General features: G+C 62.3%; 16 protein-coding genes. 11 read left to right on the forward strand and 5 right to left on the reverse strand.

The window, feature by feature from the left end:
• Window positions 1–430: 430 nt before the first annotated feature.
• From urtE to ureG, 9 genes are all read left to right on the forward strand, one after another.
• Window positions 431–1,123 (forward strand): urea ABC transporter ATP-binding subunit UrtE, encoded by a 693-nt coding sequence (urtE, locus tag PQQ96_RS34645; protein WP_408300868.1) that lies wholly within the window; start codon window positions 431–433, stop codon window positions 1,121–1,123.
• Window positions 1,124–1,289: 166 nt separating this feature from the next.
• Entirely contained in the window at window positions 1,290–2,171 is an 882-nt protein-coding gene (locus PQQ96_RS34650; RefSeq protein WP_408300870.1) for an urease accessory protein UreD, read from the forward strand.
• 227 nt (window positions 2,172–2,398) lie between these two features.
• Entirely contained in the window at window positions 2,399–3,202 is an 804-nt protein-coding gene (locus PQQ96_RS34655; RefSeq protein WP_408300872.1) for a transporter substrate-binding domain-containing protein, read from the forward strand.
• A gap of 171 nt (window positions 3,203–3,373) precedes the next feature.
• On the forward strand, window positions 3,374–3,676 hold the full coding sequence (gene ureA, locus PQQ96_RS34660; RefSeq protein ID WP_074286085.1) for an urease subunit gamma: 303 nt from the start codon (window positions 3,374–3,376) through the stop codon (window positions 3,674–3,676).
• A 17-nt stretch (window positions 3,677–3,693) separates the two neighbouring features.
• Window positions 3,694–3,999 (forward strand): urease subunit beta, encoded by a 306-nt coding sequence (locus tag PQQ96_RS34665; protein WP_172316384.1) that lies wholly within the window; start codon window positions 3,694–3,696, stop codon window positions 3,997–3,999.
• Between the two features lie 55 nt (window positions 4,000–4,054).
• On the forward strand, window positions 4,055–5,761 hold the full coding sequence (gene ureC / locus PQQ96_RS34670) for an urease subunit alpha (protein ID WP_408300874.1): 1,707 nt from the start codon (window positions 4,055–4,057) through the stop codon (window positions 5,759–5,761).
• Window positions 5,762–5,764: 3 nt separating this feature from the next.
• Window positions 5,765–6,454 carry an urease accessory protein UreE gene (gene ureE / locus PQQ96_RS34675; RefSeq protein ID WP_408300876.1) on the forward strand — a complete coding sequence of 230 codons (690 nt, stop codon included), beginning with the start codon at window positions 5,765–5,767 and terminating at the stop codon, window positions 6,452–6,454.
• The gene (locus tag PQQ96_RS34680) at window positions 6,441–7,121 is read left to right on the forward strand and encodes an urease accessory protein UreF (RefSeq protein WP_408300909.1); all 681 of its coding nucleotides are present in this window, start codon (window positions 6,441–6,443) and stop codon (window positions 7,119–7,121) included. The genes ureE and PQQ96_RS34680 overlap by 14 nt, the downstream gene beginning before the upstream one ends.
• Before the next feature lie 11 nt (window positions 7,122–7,132).
• On the forward strand, window positions 7,133–7,786 hold the full coding sequence (ureG, locus tag PQQ96_RS34685) for an urease accessory protein UreG (protein ID WP_159004835.1): 654 nt from the start codon (window positions 7,133–7,135) through the stop codon (window positions 7,784–7,786).
• A gap of 4 nt (window positions 7,787–7,790) precedes the next feature.
• Here the strand turns inward: ureG and PQQ96_RS34690 are convergent, their stop codons facing one another.
• From PQQ96_RS34690 to PQQ96_RS34710, 5 genes are all read right to left on the reverse strand, one after another.
• Entirely contained in the window at window positions 7,791–8,588 is a 798-nt protein-coding gene (locus tag PQQ96_RS34690; RefSeq protein WP_408300878.1) for a Fic family protein, read from the reverse strand.
• 79 nt (window positions 8,589–8,667) lie between these two features.
• Window positions 8,668–9,984 carry a lipid IV(A) 3-deoxy-D-manno-octulosonic acid transferase gene (gene waaA, locus PQQ96_RS34695; RefSeq protein ID WP_408300880.1) on the reverse strand — a complete coding sequence of 439 codons (1,317 nt, stop codon included), beginning with the start codon at window positions 9,982–9,984 and terminating at the stop codon, window positions 8,668–8,670.
• A 76-nt stretch (window positions 9,985–10,060) separates the two neighbouring features.
• Window positions 10,061–10,945 carry a Kdo hydroxylase KdoO gene (gene kdoO, locus PQQ96_RS34700; protein ID WP_408300882.1) on the reverse strand — a complete coding sequence of 295 codons (885 nt, stop codon included), beginning with the start codon at window positions 10,943–10,945 and terminating at the stop codon, window positions 10,061–10,063.
• Window positions 10,946–11,006: 61 nt separating this feature from the next.
• Window positions 11,007–12,008 carry a lipopolysaccharide heptosyltransferase I gene (waaC, locus tag PQQ96_RS34705; RefSeq protein ID WP_408300884.1) on the reverse strand — a complete coding sequence of 334 codons (1,002 nt, stop codon included), beginning with the start codon at window positions 12,006–12,008 and terminating at the stop codon, window positions 11,007–11,009.
• Window positions 12,009–12,170: 162 nt separating this feature from the next.
• A complete protein-coding gene (locus tag PQQ96_RS34710; protein ID WP_408300886.1) occupies window positions 12,171–13,565 on the reverse strand; it encodes a phosphomannomutase/phosphoglucomutase in 1,395 nt (464 codons plus the stop codon).
• Between the two features lie 289 nt (window positions 13,566–13,854).
• Here PQQ96_RS34710 and PQQ96_RS34715 point away from each other — a divergent pair, with 289 nt between their 5' ends.
• Together PQQ96_RS34715 and PQQ96_RS34720 are read left to right on the forward strand one after the other, a co-directional pair.
• Window positions 13,855–15,117: an oligosaccharide flippase family protein gene (locus tag PQQ96_RS34715; RefSeq protein WP_408300911.1), complete on the forward strand. Its 1,263-nt coding sequence runs from the start codon at window positions 13,855–13,857 to the stop codon at window positions 15,115–15,117.
• Window positions 15,114–15,941, forward strand: a complete 828-nt coding sequence (locus PQQ96_RS34720; RefSeq protein WP_408300887.1) for a glycosyltransferase — start codon at window positions 15,114–15,116, stop codon at window positions 15,939–15,941. Before PQQ96_RS34715 ends, PQQ96_RS34720 begins: the two co-directional genes overlap by 4 nt.
• Window positions 15,942–15,985 lie beyond the last annotated feature (44 nt).

Raw genomic sequence — 15,985 nt, forward strand, 5'->3', positions numbered from 1 at the left:
AACGGCAACGGCAACGGCAACGGCGAGCAAGTTTAAACAGGAGTCGGTACTCAATGAAGCGGTCAACGGCCAGCATGCGTAAGCGGGAGCGAACGCCGAATGACCCAATTGTTTTATGAAGTGCTCTTCGGCGCGCACAGCGCCGCCGGAAGTATGACTGCCTTGTCACAAGCGCGGAGTGTGCGAGAACACGGATTCCAGATGCACCACTACCCCCTCCAAGCCAGGGGACCCGCTTAGCAGGGGGTTCGAGCTGCTTTCTTTTGCCTACTTTTCTTTGCAGCAGGCAAAGAAAAGTAGGTGCCTGCCCCGCACAGGGGCAACGCTAATAGACCACTAAGAAAACAAGGAAAGGCCAACACCGCAGGCATACAGAAGAAGAACAACCGCCGAGCAGGCAAAAAGCACACCGTTTCAGAGGAACATCCAAATGTTAGAAGTAGAAAACCTGAACCAGTACTACGGCGGCAGCCACATCCTCCGCGACGTGAAGCTCACAGTGCCCGATGGCAAGCTCACCGTCCTGCTAGGCCGCAACGGCGTAGGCAAAACAACGCTGCTTAGATGCCTGATGGGCGTCGTCCATACGAAAAGCGGTTCAATCGCCTGGCGCGGCACACCGATCACCAAACTGCCGACTTACTCTCGTGTGGAGAAAGGGCTCGCCTACGTCCCCCAAGGCCGCGACATCTTCCCGCGGCTAACCGTCGAAGAGAACCTCCTGGTAGGCGCCGCCAGCAAGAAAGCCCCGAAGAAAATCCCGGACCGCATCTACGAACTGTTCCCAGTCCTGAAGGATATGCGCAGCCGCCGCGGCGGCGACCTCTCCGGCGGCCAGCAACAACAGCTCGCGATCGGCCGGGCACTAATGAGCGATCCGCAATTGCTGATCCTCGATGAACCCACCGAAGGCATCCAGCCATCGATCATTCAGGACATCGGCCGCACGCTGCGTCAACTGGTCGAAGAAATGGGCATGACCGTGCTGCTCGTCGAACAGTATTACGACTTCGCCAAGGAAATCGCTGATCGGTATTGGGTGATGAGCCGCGGTGAAATCGTCGCGGGCGGCGAAGGGGTCAATATGGATGCTGATGGCGTACGCACACTGATCGCCGTCTGACCGACGCAAGCAGCACAGCGTGCTATTCTCGCCGCATCCGGTGGCAACGCGGCTCGTCGTTGCCTAAACGCGTGCGGGCACGCTGCGCATCGACGCGTCCATTGCCGCGTCCGCTACTGTGCCCAATATCGCGCCCAGCCGCTCATTCATTCGCAAGTCCATTCGCATGTCGCTTCACGAAAACCACGCTGCACTCGCCACCGCGCAACCGACCGCGCACTCGCAATGGCGTGCGCGCCTCGAACTCGGCTTCGTCAAAGACGGCGAGCGGACCACGCTCAAGCATCGGCTGCATGACGGGCCGTTGCGCGTGCAACGGCCGCTCTATCCGGAAGGCCATGCGATCTGCCACGCAGTGATCGTGCATCCGCCGGGTGGGATCGCGGGCGGCGATCAGCTCGATATCGACGTGGACGTCGGCGACAGTGCGCACGCCGTTATCACCACGCCCGGCGCAACCAAGTGGTACAAGTCCAATGGCCGTGCGGCACGGCAGAATATTGCGGTGCGCGTCGGCCCTCAGGCGAAGCTCGACTGGTTGCCGCAAAACAATATCGTTTTCGATCACGCCAACGCGATGCTGGATTTTTCGCTGACGCTTGGTGAAGGGGCAACCGCAATTGGGTGGGATGCGACTCAACTTGGGCGGCAAGCGGCTGGTGAGCGGTGGTCGAAGGGGCAGTTGCGAGCGGTATCGCGGATCGTTGGGGCGAATGGCGAGACGCTGTGGCTCGAACGCGCGAGCCTCAGCGCGGAAGACTCATTGCGGGATGCCGCGCAAGGGCTTGCCGGGTTTCCTGCGTATGGGACGCTCTGGGCGGTCGGGGCGGCCTGCGATGATGCACTCGCTGAAGCGCTCACTGCCCAGCTACCGTTTGACGATTCGGTGCGGGCGGCGGCTTCCTGTGTCACTGAAGGGGTTTTGCTCGTGCGGGCGGTTTCGCGGTCTATGGAGACGCTGCAGCGGGCTTTGACCCAGTGCTGGCTTCAGTTGCGCCCGGTCGTGCATGGCGTCGACGCTGTGCCACTTCGAATCTGGTCGACCTGACTAGCTCGACATAGGCGCCTGGTGCCGCAGCGTGCCTTTCACCTTCGTAAGACGTCACGGGCACCAATCCGGCGCATCCGACCGCTCCAAGTCGGTGCGCCATCGTGTCTTTTGCCCCTCCCGCCCACGCTGCACCGCCATGGCACATACTTTGCGTCGAATCCCCCACGATGCTGCCGCGTCCTGACGGCAGCCGACTGTTTCTCGCCACCACCCGCTCACTTAACATGAACCGATCGATCCTTCGCCCCGCGCGTCGCGCCTGGCTCGCTGCGCTCCTGCTCTCGCCTGTCCTCGCGATCAATGCGCCCACCGCTCACGCGGATACGCTCGACAACATCGCCAAAGCCGGTGTGCTCAAAGTCGCGGTCCCCGAGGACTATCCGCCGTTCGGCTCGGTCGGCGCAGATATGAAGCCGCAAGGCTATGACATCGACACCGCTGCAATGCTCGCAAAGTCGATGAACGTGAAGCTCGAACTGGTGCCGGTCAATAGCGCGAACCGCATTCCGTATCTGCAAACAGGTAAAGTCGATCTGGTGATCTCGTCACTCGGCAAGACGCCTGAGCGCGACAAGGTCATCGATTTTTCGACGGCCTATGCGCCGTACTACCAGGGCGTGTTCGGTCCCGCTGACATCAAGGTCACCGGTCCCGCCGATCTCACCGGCAAGACAGTCGGCGCCACCCGCGGCGCGCTTGAAGAAATCGCCCTCACACAGTTGGCGCCGAACGCCACGATCAAGCGCTTCGAAGACAACAACGCGACCATCGCCGCGTTTCTCTCGGGTCAGGTTCAGTTGATCGCTGCCGGTAACATCGTCGCCGCCGCCATCAATGCGAAGAATCCGCCGCGTCGCCCGGAACCTAAGTTCGTTATAAAGGATTCACCATGTTTCGTCGGCATGAACAAGAATGAAAGCCGGCTGCTGGCGAAGGTCAACGCCGCCATCGCCCAAGCGAAGGCAGACGGCACGCTCAACACGATGTCGAAGAAGTGGTTCGGCGCGCCCTTGCCGGCCAATCTGTAAGCGGGTCGTTAATTCAACTTGATATCTTTGTAAGCTGATCTGGCAGTAAGCTTGTCGCGGTTCGTTTCGTGTCGCATTTCGAGCGGCCGCGATAGCGTACAACGAAGCGCGACCCCGATCGCATCCGACGCCTGTCCTCTCTGGGACGGGCGTAACCCAACCCGACATCCGATGAAGCTGACACCCCGCGAGAAGGACAAGCTGCTGATCTTCACCGCCGCGCTGCTCGCCGAACGGCGCCGCGCCCGCGGTCTCAAACTGAATTACCCGGAAGCCATCGCCTTTATCAGCGCCGCGCTGATGGAAGCGGCCCGTGACGGCAAGACGGTCGCCGAGGTCATGCACTACGGCACCACGCTGCTGACGCGCGCCGATGTGATGGAAGGCGTGCCGGAAATGATCCCCGACATTCAGGTCGAAGCCACATTCCCCGACGGCACCAAGCTCGTCACCGTTCACCACCCGATCCCCTAATCGCGTAAGGCAGCCCCATGATTCCCGGCGAACTTCTCATCGACGACGGCGAACACGAACTCAACGCGGGCCGCACCACCATCACGGTGGTCGTGTCGAATACCGGCGACCGGCCGGTCCAGATCGGCTCGCACTATCACTTCTATGAAGTGAACGAGGCACTCTCGTTCGATCGCGAAGCGGCACGCGGCTTCCGCCTGAACATCGCGGCGGGCACCGCCGTGCGCTTCGAGCCCGGCCAGGAACGCACCGTCGAACTGGTCGAACTGGCGGGCGATCGCGTCGTCTACGGCTTCAACGGCAAGGTGATGGGCAAGCTCTGATGCGCGATGCGCGCACGCCTGCTCTGACCACCCTGCTCATTTCCGGACCCACACCATGACATTACGCATTGGCCGCCGCGCATACGCGGAAATGTTCGGCCCCACGACCGGCGACCGCGTACGCCTCGCCGACACCGAGCTGCTGATCGAAGTCGAACGCGACTTCACGACCTACGGCGAAGAAGTGAAATTCGGCGGCGGCAAAGTGATTCGCGACGGCATGGGCCAGTCGCAACGCGTGCATGCCGACGTCGTCGATACGGTCGTGACGAATGCGGTCATTCTCGATCACTGGGGCATCGTCAAGGCCGACATCGGCATCAAGAACGGCCGCATCGCCGCGATCGGCAAAGCGGGCAACCCCGACATCCAGCCGAACGTGACGATCGCGATCGGCGCGTCCACCGAAGTGATCGCGGGCGAAGGCCTGATCGTGACGGCAGGCGGCATCGATACACACATTCACTTCATCAGCCCGCAGCAGATTGAAGAAGCGCTGGCGAGCGGTGTGACGACAATGCTCGGCGGCGGCACGGGTCCGGCAACGGGCACGAACGCGACGACTTGTACGCCGGGTCCGTGGCATCTCGAACGCATGCTGCAAGCGGCCGATGGTTATCCGATGAATCTCGGCTTCCTCGGCAAGGGCAATGTGAGCCAACCGCAACCGGCGCTTGAACAGATCGCCGCGGGCGCGATCGGTTTGAAGCTGCACGAAGATTGGGGCTCGACGCCTGCGGCCATCGACAACTGTCTCTCTGTTGCCGACGATACCGACACGCAGGTCGCGATCCACACGGATACGCTGAACGAAGCGGGTTTTGTCGAAGCAACCGTGGCTGCCTTCAAGGGCCGCACGATCCACACGTATCACACGGAAGGCGCGGGCGGCGGCCACGCACCGGACATCATCAAGGTGTGCGGCGAAGCGAACGTGCTGCCCTCCTCCACCAATCCGACGCGCCCGTACACGGTCAACACGCTCGAAGAACATCTCGACATGCTGATGGTGTGTCATCACCTGGACCCGTCGATTGCGGAAGATATCGCCTTTGCCGAGTCGCGTATCCGTCGCGAGACCATTGCCGCCGAAGACATCCTGCACGACCTCGGCGCGTTGTCGATGTTGTCGTCGGATTCGCAGGCGATGGGGCGCGTGGGTGAAGTCATCATCCGCACGTGGCAGACCGCGCACAAGATGAAGGTGCAACGCGGTGCGCTGCCTGAAGACAACGCGCGGCACGATAACTTCCGCGCGAAGCGTTATGTTGCCAAGTACACGATCAACCCGGCCATCACGCACGGTATCTCGCATGAAGTCGGCTCGGTCGAACCGGGCAAGTGGGCCGATCTGGTGTTCTGGGAACCGGCGTTTTTTGGCATCAAGCCGTCGCTGATTCTGAAGGGCGGCATGATCGCGATGGCGCAAATGGGCGACCCCAACGCGTCGATTCCGACGCCGCAGCCGGTTCATTATCGCGAGATGTTCGCGACGCGTGGCGGTGCGCTGGCACGCACGTCGCTGACCTTCGTTTCGCAGATCGCCGCCGATGCGGGCGTCGGCGAACGCTATGGTCTGAACAAGCGTATCGTTGCGGTGAAGAACTGCCGCAACATCACGAAAGCCGACATGATTCACAACGCGTGGCGCCCGGCGATCAGCGTCGATCCGGAGACCTATCAGGTCATCGCGGACGGTCAGTTGCTGACCTGCGAGCCAGCAACCGTACTGCCGATGGCGCAACGCTACTTTCTGTTCTAAACCATGCGCACTATCGACAAACTGATCGCACCCCATCTGAAGCTCGCACCGGTGCTGGTGAAGCGTGCGCCGACCCTAACGCTCGCTTTCGACGACCGTCGCAAGAGCCGTCTCGCAGCAACGCTCGACAACGACGAAGAAATCGCGCTGCTGCTGCCACGCGGCACGGTGCTGCGCGACGGCGATGTTCTGGTCGCCGACGATGGCGGCCTGGTACGCGTGGTCGCCGCGCCCGAAGCGGTGCTGGTTGTCCGCGCGAAAGACGTGTTGACACTGACACGTGCCGCCTATCACCTCGGCAATCGTCACACGCCGGTCGAAGTCGGCGCGGACTATCTGAAGCTCGAATACGACCCGGTGCTGGCCGATATGCTGAAGCGCATCGGCGCCAGCGTGGATCAGGTGACGATGCCGTTCCAGCCGGAATCCGGCGCGTACGGCGGCGGTCACAAGCATGGTCACGATGAGACCTTCGCCGAAGACTATGCGCTCGCCCAGCAGGTATTCGGCGAGCACCATGGGCATGAGCATCCGCACGATCATGAGCATGGGCATGACCACTCGGATCACGAGCACGGTCATAGCCATGCGCAAGGTCATGATCACGACCATTCGCATGACCACCACGATGGCGATCACGTTCACGACGAATCGTGCGGCCATGTGCATCACCACCACCATGCGCATCGCTGAACTCACGGCGCTGCTGCATCTTGCGTCACCGGCACTACCGATCGGCGCATTCAGCTACTCGCAGGGTCTCGAAGCCGCGATCGAAGCGCAGCTCATCACCGACGCGGATTCCGCTCGCGATTGGATCGCGAGCGGTTTGACCGACGTGCTCGCGCGTGGCGAGCTGCCGTTTGTTGCGCATCAGATGGAACGCTGGCGGGCCCATGATGCGGACGGATTACGCGAGGCGAACAGCGAATTCCTGGCAAGCCGTGAATCCGCTGAACTCAGACGCGAGACCGAACAGATGGGCTGGTCGTTGCGACAGTTGTGCGCGTCGCTGGAATGGTGTGACGCCGCACGACGCGCCACACTGGCGTCCATGACGCCGTTGGCACAGCCTACGGCTTTCGCGTTCGCCGCTTTCGCCCATGATGCAGCGCCTGACGCCACGCTCGCCGCTTACGCATTCAGCTGGGTGGAAAACCAGGCCGCCGCCGCATTGAAAGCCGTGCCGCTCGGCCAGCTCGCCGGCCAGCGCATCATCGTCGCGTTACGCGAGCCGATCGATGCCGCCGTCACGCGAGCCTTAGCCACTTCACCTGAAAACATCAACACCTTCGCGCCGCAATTGGGCATTCTGTCGGCACGTCACGAGTCGCAGTACTCGCGGCTCTTTCGCTCATAAAACGATCCATCATGAACGCACCTCATCACCCTGCTCACCCGCCCGTCCGAACGAAGAAACTGCCGCCGCTGCGCGTGGGCGTCGGCGGCCCGGTCGGCTCGGGCAAGACCACGCTGCTCGAAATGCTCTGCAAGGCGATGCGCGAGCAGTACGACCTCGTCGCGATCACCAACGACATCTATACGAAGGAAGATCAGCGTCTATTGACCGTGGCGGGCGCGTTGCCAGCCGAACGGATCATGGGCGTCGAAACGGGCGGCTGCCCGCACACGGCGATTCGTGAAGACGCGTCGATTAACCTCGAAGCCGTCGACCGCATGCTGACGCGGTTTCCGGATGCGGACATCGTGTTCATCGAATCGGGTGGTGATAATCTCGCGGCAACGTTCAGCCCGGAGTTGTCGGACCTGACGATCTACGTCATCGACGTGGCCGGCGGCGAGAAGATTCCGCGCAAAGGCGGCCCGGGCATTACGAAATCGGATCTGCTGGTGATCAACAAGACCGATCTCGCGCCAATGGTCGGCGCGAATCTCGATGTGATGGCTTCGGATGCCAAGAAGATGCGCGGCGAGCGGCCCTTCGTGATGTGCAATCTGAAGGCGCTCGACGGATTGGATGTGGTGGTGAAGTTTATCGAGAAGAAGGGGTTGTTGAAGGTCTGAGTCCTTACTCACCCGGATGGCATTCAAGCAGGAATGCCATCATTTCGGATCCATCTTTCGATAGATAGAAGCGCACCATCTTCTCGTTGAAGTCGCCTGCACGCTGAGCTGGCACACTGATCGCGTCGATACCGTTCGACATCAGTACACCGTTCATCATGAAGCGTGACGTGCGCTTATTGCCGTCGAAGAAGAACTGCTGCAATGCGCCGAACAGAAAGAAAGCGCAAGCTCGTTCGAATGCGTTTGACACCTGATCGGTCAGCGCGCGGGTGCCATTGGCAAAAACGCGATTCAGTTCAGGAGCGCCGGCCAAGGTCGGGAGCGGGGTGTGTCGCCCTGCCTCCCCCAACGCTACGTCGGGCGTGTATCGCGTTTCCTCTCCTTCGCCACGAAACACGCCCCACTCAAGCGCCTCGTTACGCGCCACAAGGCGATGCAGGTCACAAAACGTCGTTTTGTCGAGCGCAAATCTGCCGTTCTGCACGATCGCAAGCAGATATTTCGAACTCTCCGCCAAGTTCAGAATTTGCTCCTGATCAGAAATCTTCCGCCCGCCAACAGTTACGCCGTCGAGCAGCGTCTTTACCTCAGGAAACGTGAACGGATTGCCCTCAAGCACGCTTGCGTCCCAAACAAATTCCGGCAGCATCCGATGAAAACGGAAGCACACTCGCTTAGTGGTATGAGTCGGCAAATCCTGCGGAATCGCAGCGCGATCCCATTGAAAACCGAGGTCAGTGAAGAGCGTCATGGCAGCAGTGGAAAAAGCGGTTCGAATCAGAAGGCGGTCAATGCGCACGCCCGATGTTCGCAGAATATATGATTTATTGGCGCACAAGCCGATAAGACAAGCGCCGCATTTCACGGCACTCGAATGACTACTCCGGCAACAACGCCATCAACACATCGACGGTCCGTGCCGTCGCGCCGCGATGGCGCGCGGCAAACGCCGAGGCCGCGCCGCCCATCGCCAGCCGTCGTGCCTTGTCGCCGAAGAGCTCGCTCAGCGCTCGCGCCAGATCAGCCGGATCTTGCACCTGCACTGCCGCACCCGCCGCGACCGCATCCGCCGTGGCTTGCGTGAAGTTGAACACGTGCGGCCCGATCAGCACCGGCACACCGACCGCACATGCTTCAATCAGATTCTGCCCGCCCAACGGCAGCAAACTCCCGCCGATAAACGCCAGATCCGAAGCGGCATAGTAAGCGCCCAACTCGCCCATCGAATCGCCGAGCAGCACGTTCACGTCTGAAGGCAAAGCCGGTACACCGCCGCCTGCAGGTGCAGCAGCAGCCGATGCCACTGTCGCAGCAGGCGCCCACGTCGACCGCCGCTCGAGACGCAAACCCGCCCTCGCCACCAGCGCCGCCACTTCGTTAAACCGTTGCGGATGACGCGGCACCAGGATCAGCAACGCATCGTCGATGCCAAGCGCCGCGAACGCCTGCAGCACCAGTTCCTCTTCGCCTTCGCGCGTACTCGCCGCGACCCACACAGGCCGCGTGCCAATCGCCGCACGCCACGCATGACCGCGCGCCGCCAGTTCCGACGGCGTGCTCATATCGAACTTCAGATTGCCGAGCACCGCGACATTACGCGCGCCGAGCGCGGTAAGCCGCTCCGCATCCGACGGACTCTGCGCCAGCACCCGCGCAAATCCGCCGAACACATCCTTGGTGGCATGGCCGAACTTGGCCGCGCGCTTGTACGAGCGCGCCGACATCCGTGCATTGGTCAACACGAGCGGCACGTCCGCGCGACGGCATTCGTCGATCAGTGTCGGCCACACTTCGGTTTCCATCACCAGACCGAGCGACGGCCGCCACGCCCGCAGGAACCGCCGTACCGCGCGCGGCATGTCGTACGGCAGGAAGCTCCGCAACACACGGTCGCCGAAAATCTCCTCGCCGGTAGCGCGGCCGCTCGGCGTCATATGCGTCAAGAGAATCCGCGCGTCGGGCCGCGCCTTCATCAGTGCGTCGATTAGCGGTTGCGCAGCACGCGTCTCACCCACCGACACGGCGTGCACCCAGATCAGCGGCGCATTGTCTTCCGCCAACCGGCCACGCGAGTAACCGAAGCGCTCGGCGATATGCTCGCGATAGCCACGCTCCTTGCGCGAACGGATCAGCAGGCGCAGCACGGCTATCGGCGCGACGATCCACCAGAGCGCGTTATAAATCGCCCTCAGCATCGGGACTCCGCGCGCTCAGGCACGAATCCAGATGCAAACGCGAATTCCACCGCGCGATCGAACCAGACAGCGGCGCTCAAACGAGCGCCCTGCCCTTCAGGCGCTCGAGAATACCGAGCGGCGCGCAGTCCGGCTGCGCCATCGCCTTGACCGGCAGGAAGAAGGTCTGCTCCAGCATGAACTGGCCGGACATCACCGCATGCGAAGTCTGGTCGGAGAAACACACCCACACGCTGCCCGGCGGAAACGGCATGGTCTCCTGCGGGCTCGACTTCTGATACTCGAGATCGGCCTTCATGCCGTCGTGCAGATTCAGCATCAGATGGTCGTATTCGCTGCGCGGCGATTTGGTCACGTGCAGCAGGTTCAGCAGCCACGCGGAGCCCGGCATCTGCGGTTTGATGCGCGGCAGAAAGCGCTTGGCCATATCCTCGAACGGTTCGCCGACGCGCCATACGCGCGGTGCACCACGCGGATTGACGTTGGTGAACACGCGCAAAATGCGCTCGCCATAGTTCGGCCGCGACGGAAATGCATCGACGTGCAAACGGCTATCGTCTTTACGCCAGGACGTCTCGCGCCCTTCCACCTGATGCAGCCGCAGACTCGTCGGCGCGACGCGCAGCCTGCCGTTGTATTCGGGAAAGAGCCCATCGACCAACGTACGCGCATTGGACTGATAACGCGCGATCAACGCGCGCACCGCCGATTGCGTGACCGCGTCGCCGGCCACGCCATGCAGCGCGCCGCCGTTCGGCTCAAGACTGATGTTCTTGCGGCTCGGATCGGCCAGTGCGGGATCGAGCAACGCCTGTTCGCCGCCTTCGATCGCAAAGCGCAGATTCGGAAAATACAGCACTTTGCCGCGTTCGACGCCGGCCAGCAGCATCTCGCGCGGTACGGACAGATTGCGTCCGTGCCAGTCAGCGTTCGCTACTTCGATGATCTGGGTTTCGTTCATGGTCGCCCTTGAAAACGGATGGAGCGTAAGGCGAAGCACACCGCATTACAGCGCTACAACATTAGAGCAGGCCGAAACCGGCCAGCGCGGACTTGACTTCTTGCAGCGTGGGCGGCTTGCCGGCCGTGCCGAGATTGACGACGTTCGGCGACCAGTAGCCGCCGGTGCGCCACGCGGTGGCGAAATTGTACAACTCGACCGTCGGCCGCTTCAGCGCCGCCGCAATGTGAACTAGACCTGTGTCAACGCCGACGGTCGCGGCGGCGCCGTCGATCAGGCCGACTACCGCCTGCAACGACAGCTTGGGCGGCACGATGGCCGCACCGCCGAATTCCTTCGCCAGACGTTCGCTGGTGGCGCGCTCTTCCTCGCTGCCCCACGGCAGCACGATCGACGCGCCGCGCCGCACCAATGACTGGCCGAGGTCGATCCACGCGGTATCGGGCCACTGCTTGTCGGCGCGCGAGGTGGCATGCACGAACACCACGTACGGCACCGGCAGGTTCAGATTGGCCTCCGACAACGCCAGCGCCGCGCGCCCGGTGTCGATGCCGAAGTCGATCTCGTCGGTAGGGTGCGGCTGCGGGTCGTTCAGCGCCGCCGCCACCAGTTGGCGCGTACGCTCGACCACATGGGTGCGCGGCTCGATCGGCACCCGCTTGTCGTAGAAGAAGCGCACCGGCCACTCGAAGCCCGCGCCGTCGGTCCGGTTCGCGAGGCCGACCAGCGGTCCGCGCGCCATGCTCGCGACCCATGCGGTCTTGATGAGCCCCTGACAGTCGATCACGAGGTCGTAGTTCTCGGCGGCGAGCGCGCGGCGAAAGGCGCCGATCTCGCGCCAGTTGTCGACCGACAGGATGCGCTTGCGCCAGCGCCGCAGCGACACGGGAATCGCCCGCCGCACGCCGCTGACGAGCTCCACAAGCCCGACGAAGCTTTCTTCGACGAGCCAGTCGATCTGGGCATCGGGATGGCGGCGTCGGATGTCGGCGATCACCGGCATGTTGTGAACGACGTCGCCCAACGACGACACCCTCACGATTAGTATCTTTTGCACGCTCAAGTGTGGGAAAACCGGCTATCCGGCCCGAAGATGCAGTGAAAGGACGGCAATTCTATCGTGCCACGAGTAAATGGCATGAAAAAACGCGGCGCGGTAAGTGAAACCCGCGCCGCGTTCGACGGCAGCCGCGGTTCACGAGGAACCGCGCCGTCGCTGGAGCTTTTAGAACGGCAGCTTCGCGTCCGGCTTTTCCGCCATGATCACGCGGCGGAAGTCTTCCTGGATGCGTTTGAGCGCTTCGTCGCTATCGGCTTCGAAACGCATGACCACCACCGGCGTGGTGTTCGACGAGCGCGCGAGGCCAAAGCCGTCCGGGTACTCGACCCGCAAGCCGTCGATCTTCACGACGTCGTCCGCGCCGGTGAACTTCGCGTTTTGCTGCAAACGCGCGATCAGTTCGAAGTTTTCGCCTTCTTCCAGCTTCAATTGCAGTTCCGGCGTGGAATTCGAGTTCGGAAGCGAGTTCAGCAGCTTGCTCGGATCCGCCACGCGCGTGAGGATTTCGAGCAGGCGCGCGCCCGTGTACAGGCCGTCGTCGAACCCGTACCAGCGGTCTTTAAAGAACACGTGGCCGCTCATTTCGCCTGCCAGCGGCGCGCCGGTTTCGCGCAGCTTCGCCTTGACCAGCGAGTGGCCAGTCTTCCACATCAGCGGTTCGCCGCCCTTGTCCTTGACCCACTTCGCCAGATTGCGCGTGCACTTCACGTCGTAAATGATCTGCGCGCCCTTGTTGCGCGACAGCACTTCTTCGGCGAACAGCATCAGTTGACGGTCCGGATAGATGATCTCGCCGTCTTTGGTGACGACGCCCAGGCGGTCGCCGTCACCGTCGAATGCGAAACCGATTTCGGCATCCGTTTCCTTCAGCGCGCGGATCACGTCCTGCAGGTTTTCCGGGTGCGCCGGGTCCGGGTGATGGTTCGGGAAGTTGCCGTCGATCTCGGTGAACAGCTCGACCAGTTCGCAGCCGAGCTTCTTGAAGAGCTTCGGCGCGAGACCGCCTGCCACGCCGTTGCCGGTGTCGACCACGATCTTGATCGGACGCGCGAGCTTGACGTCGCTGGCGATGCGATCCAGATACGCGTCGGCAATGTCGTACTCGGTGTACGTACCGCTGCCTTCAGCGAAGTTTTCGTCGACGATGCGCTGATGCAGCGCGAGGATCTGTTCGCCGTAAATGGCCGCGCCGCGCAGGACCATCTTGAAGCCGTTGTAGTCAGGCGGATTGTGGCTGCCCGTCACGACGATGCACGAATCGACGCGGCGTTCGCCGCCGTCGAGTTGCAACGGCACGCTGGCCGCGAAATAGCCGATGGGCGTCGGCACCATGCCGACGTTGACCACGTCGACGCCGGCCGCACGCAGACCGTCCGACAGGGCCTGGATCAGCTCGGGACCCGAGAGGCGTCCGTCACGCGCGACCACCACGGCGTCGCCGCCTTGCGCCCGCACTTCGCTGCCGAAGGCGCGACCGATCGAACGCGCTGCGTCGGCGTCGAGCGTCTTGCCGATCACACCGCGAATGTCATACGCCTTGAAAATAGATTTGGAGATCATGTTGGCTCACTTGCGTGCAATGGAAAATTTTGACCGGCATATCGCCGAGAGATCGGTAAAACAGTCTGCTAAACCGAGCGATACGCCCTTGCCGGAAGCGATCCGGTTCCAACTTATAATTGCGCCTTCCGGACATGCCCTAATAGACGCCCATTCTAATGCTTAGACGCCCACCTTTTGTTAAGTTGCCGCGACAGACGGCCTGCGGATGGGCGATTGCGCATATTGGCGCCGCGCAAAGTGCGCTGCTCGCGCAACCGGCGCAACCGCATTGGCGAGCGTCGACCGGATGCTGACGCTCAAACGCTTCGCCAACCCCGACGTCACACGCGCCTTCACCAATATCGTCTGGCTCGGGCTGGAGCGGCTCACGCAGATCGGCGTGGCGATCGTGATCAGCGGCATGCTGGCGCGCTACTTCGGACCCGACACCTTCGGCAAATGGCAGTACGCGAACACGCTGCTCCTGGTGCTTTCGCCGATCACCTGGGTGTGCGGCGCGGAAATCCTGGTTCCCACCATCGTCAACCGGCCGCCCGCTCAATTGGGCACGGTGCTCGGCAGCGCCTTCACGTTGCGCTTTTCGGTGTCCGTCGCGGCGCTGCTGCTCACCTGGCTCGGCATCGCGTTGCACTTCTTCGACCCGCTGGTGGGCGCCATGCTCGCCGGTCTCACGGTGACGATGCTGTTTCGCGAGCCGTTCGTCGGCGTGATCAACGCGTGGCTGCAAAGCATGACGTACAGCAAACCGCAGTTGCTCACCAGCATGAGCACCGCGGTGCTGAAGGCCGGCTTCGTCTATCTGCTGGTACGCGCGGCGGCAACGCCCGCGCGCTTTGGCTGGCTGTGGGCGGCAGAATCGGCGTTGATCGGCGTGGTTCTGCTGATCTATTACATCCGCCGCCATGGCGGCAAGCTCGGCTGGCAGCTCGACCGTTCGCTCTTCAAGCACTTCGCGACCGCGGGCACGGTGTTCTGGCTCGGCCTGATCTGTATGTATCTGTTCCTGAAACTGGACAGACTGATGCTCGAGCGGGCGATTTCCTTCGCCGACCTCGGGCGCTATTCCGCCGCGCAACAGTTGAACGAAAACTGGATCACGCTCGCGCTGATGCTCGCGCAGACGATCGCGCCCGCCTTTGTCTACCGCGTGCAGGACGCAGCGCTTTTGCGCCGCAACGTGTGGCGGCTCACCGCCATGACCGCCGCGCTGATGGTGAGTGGCGCGATCGTGCTGGACCTGCTGGCGGGTTTCATCATCCGCCGCGTGTTCGGGCCGGACTTCGAAGGCGCCATCGAGATTTTCCGCTGGGCCGTGTGGCTGTCCGTACCCGCCGGCATCGAGGCGATCGGCAATCTGATCGTGCTGAAATATCAGGCCAAGTTCGTGTTGCTCTCGAAGTGGCTGCTGGCGCTGGCCGTTGCGTTCGTCGTCAATCTGCTGGCGATTCCGCGGCTTGGGGCTTACGGTGCGCTGGTGGGTCTCGCGGCGGGTTATCTCGCCGCCGCGTCAGTTAATCTTTATTACATTCGTTTCAAATTGCGCCCATGACGAACTCATCCGCCACAGCGCTTTGCCTCGATGACGTCGCCGTCCTGATGCCCGCGTACAACGGCCAGGCCGACGTCGATCTCACGCTGGCCTCGTTCAGCGAAAGCGCGCTAGTGCATGTGCTGATCGTCGACGACGGCAGCACACCGCCGATCGTCGCACCGGCGATCCCGAACATGAAGATCGACGTACTGCGTATGCCGCAGAACGGCGGCATCGAGCGTGCGCTGCAAACCGGCATCGACGCCCTTGCACAGCGCGGCTTTCGCTACGCAGCGCGCATCGACGCGGGTGATCGCAGCGTGCCGCAACGGCTCGCCAAACAACGTGTGTTCATGGAACTGCATCCGCAAGTGGCCGGCCTCGGCATGTGGACCCAGGTCGTCACGCGTGAAGGCAAACCGCTTTTCATGCTGACGCCCCCCGCCGAACCAAATGAGATCCGGCGTCTGCGCTTCTTCCGTTCATGCCTGGCGCATCCTTCGATGATGCTGCGCATCGACGCGGTCCGCGCGGTCGGCAACTATCGCGCGGCCTATCCTTCCGCCGAAGACCTCGATCTGTTCGTGCGTCTGATGGAGCGCTACAACTGCGCCAATCTGCCGGAGCTCGGGCTCTATTACGAGCTGAACGAAGGCGGCATTAGCGCGACCAAACGGCGCCGCCAGGTCGGCTCGACGCTACGGCTGCAACTGCGCTACTTCAACGCCGCCAATCTGTACGACTGGCTGGGTCTCGCCAAGAATCTGCTGCATTTCGTGACACCTTACCGCGCATTGCAGCAGATCAAACGCACGTTGCTCACACCGCGTGCGAGCCATTGATTCCGCTGCCCTGTCATTCACTTCGTCATTCACCGTCGAGCCCG

The sequence above is a fragment of the Paraburkholderia sediminicola genome, from assembly GCF_046027825.1.
Lineage (GTDB): Bacteria > Pseudomonadota > Gammaproteobacteria > Burkholderiales > Burkholderiaceae > Paraburkholderia > Paraburkholderia sediminicola_D.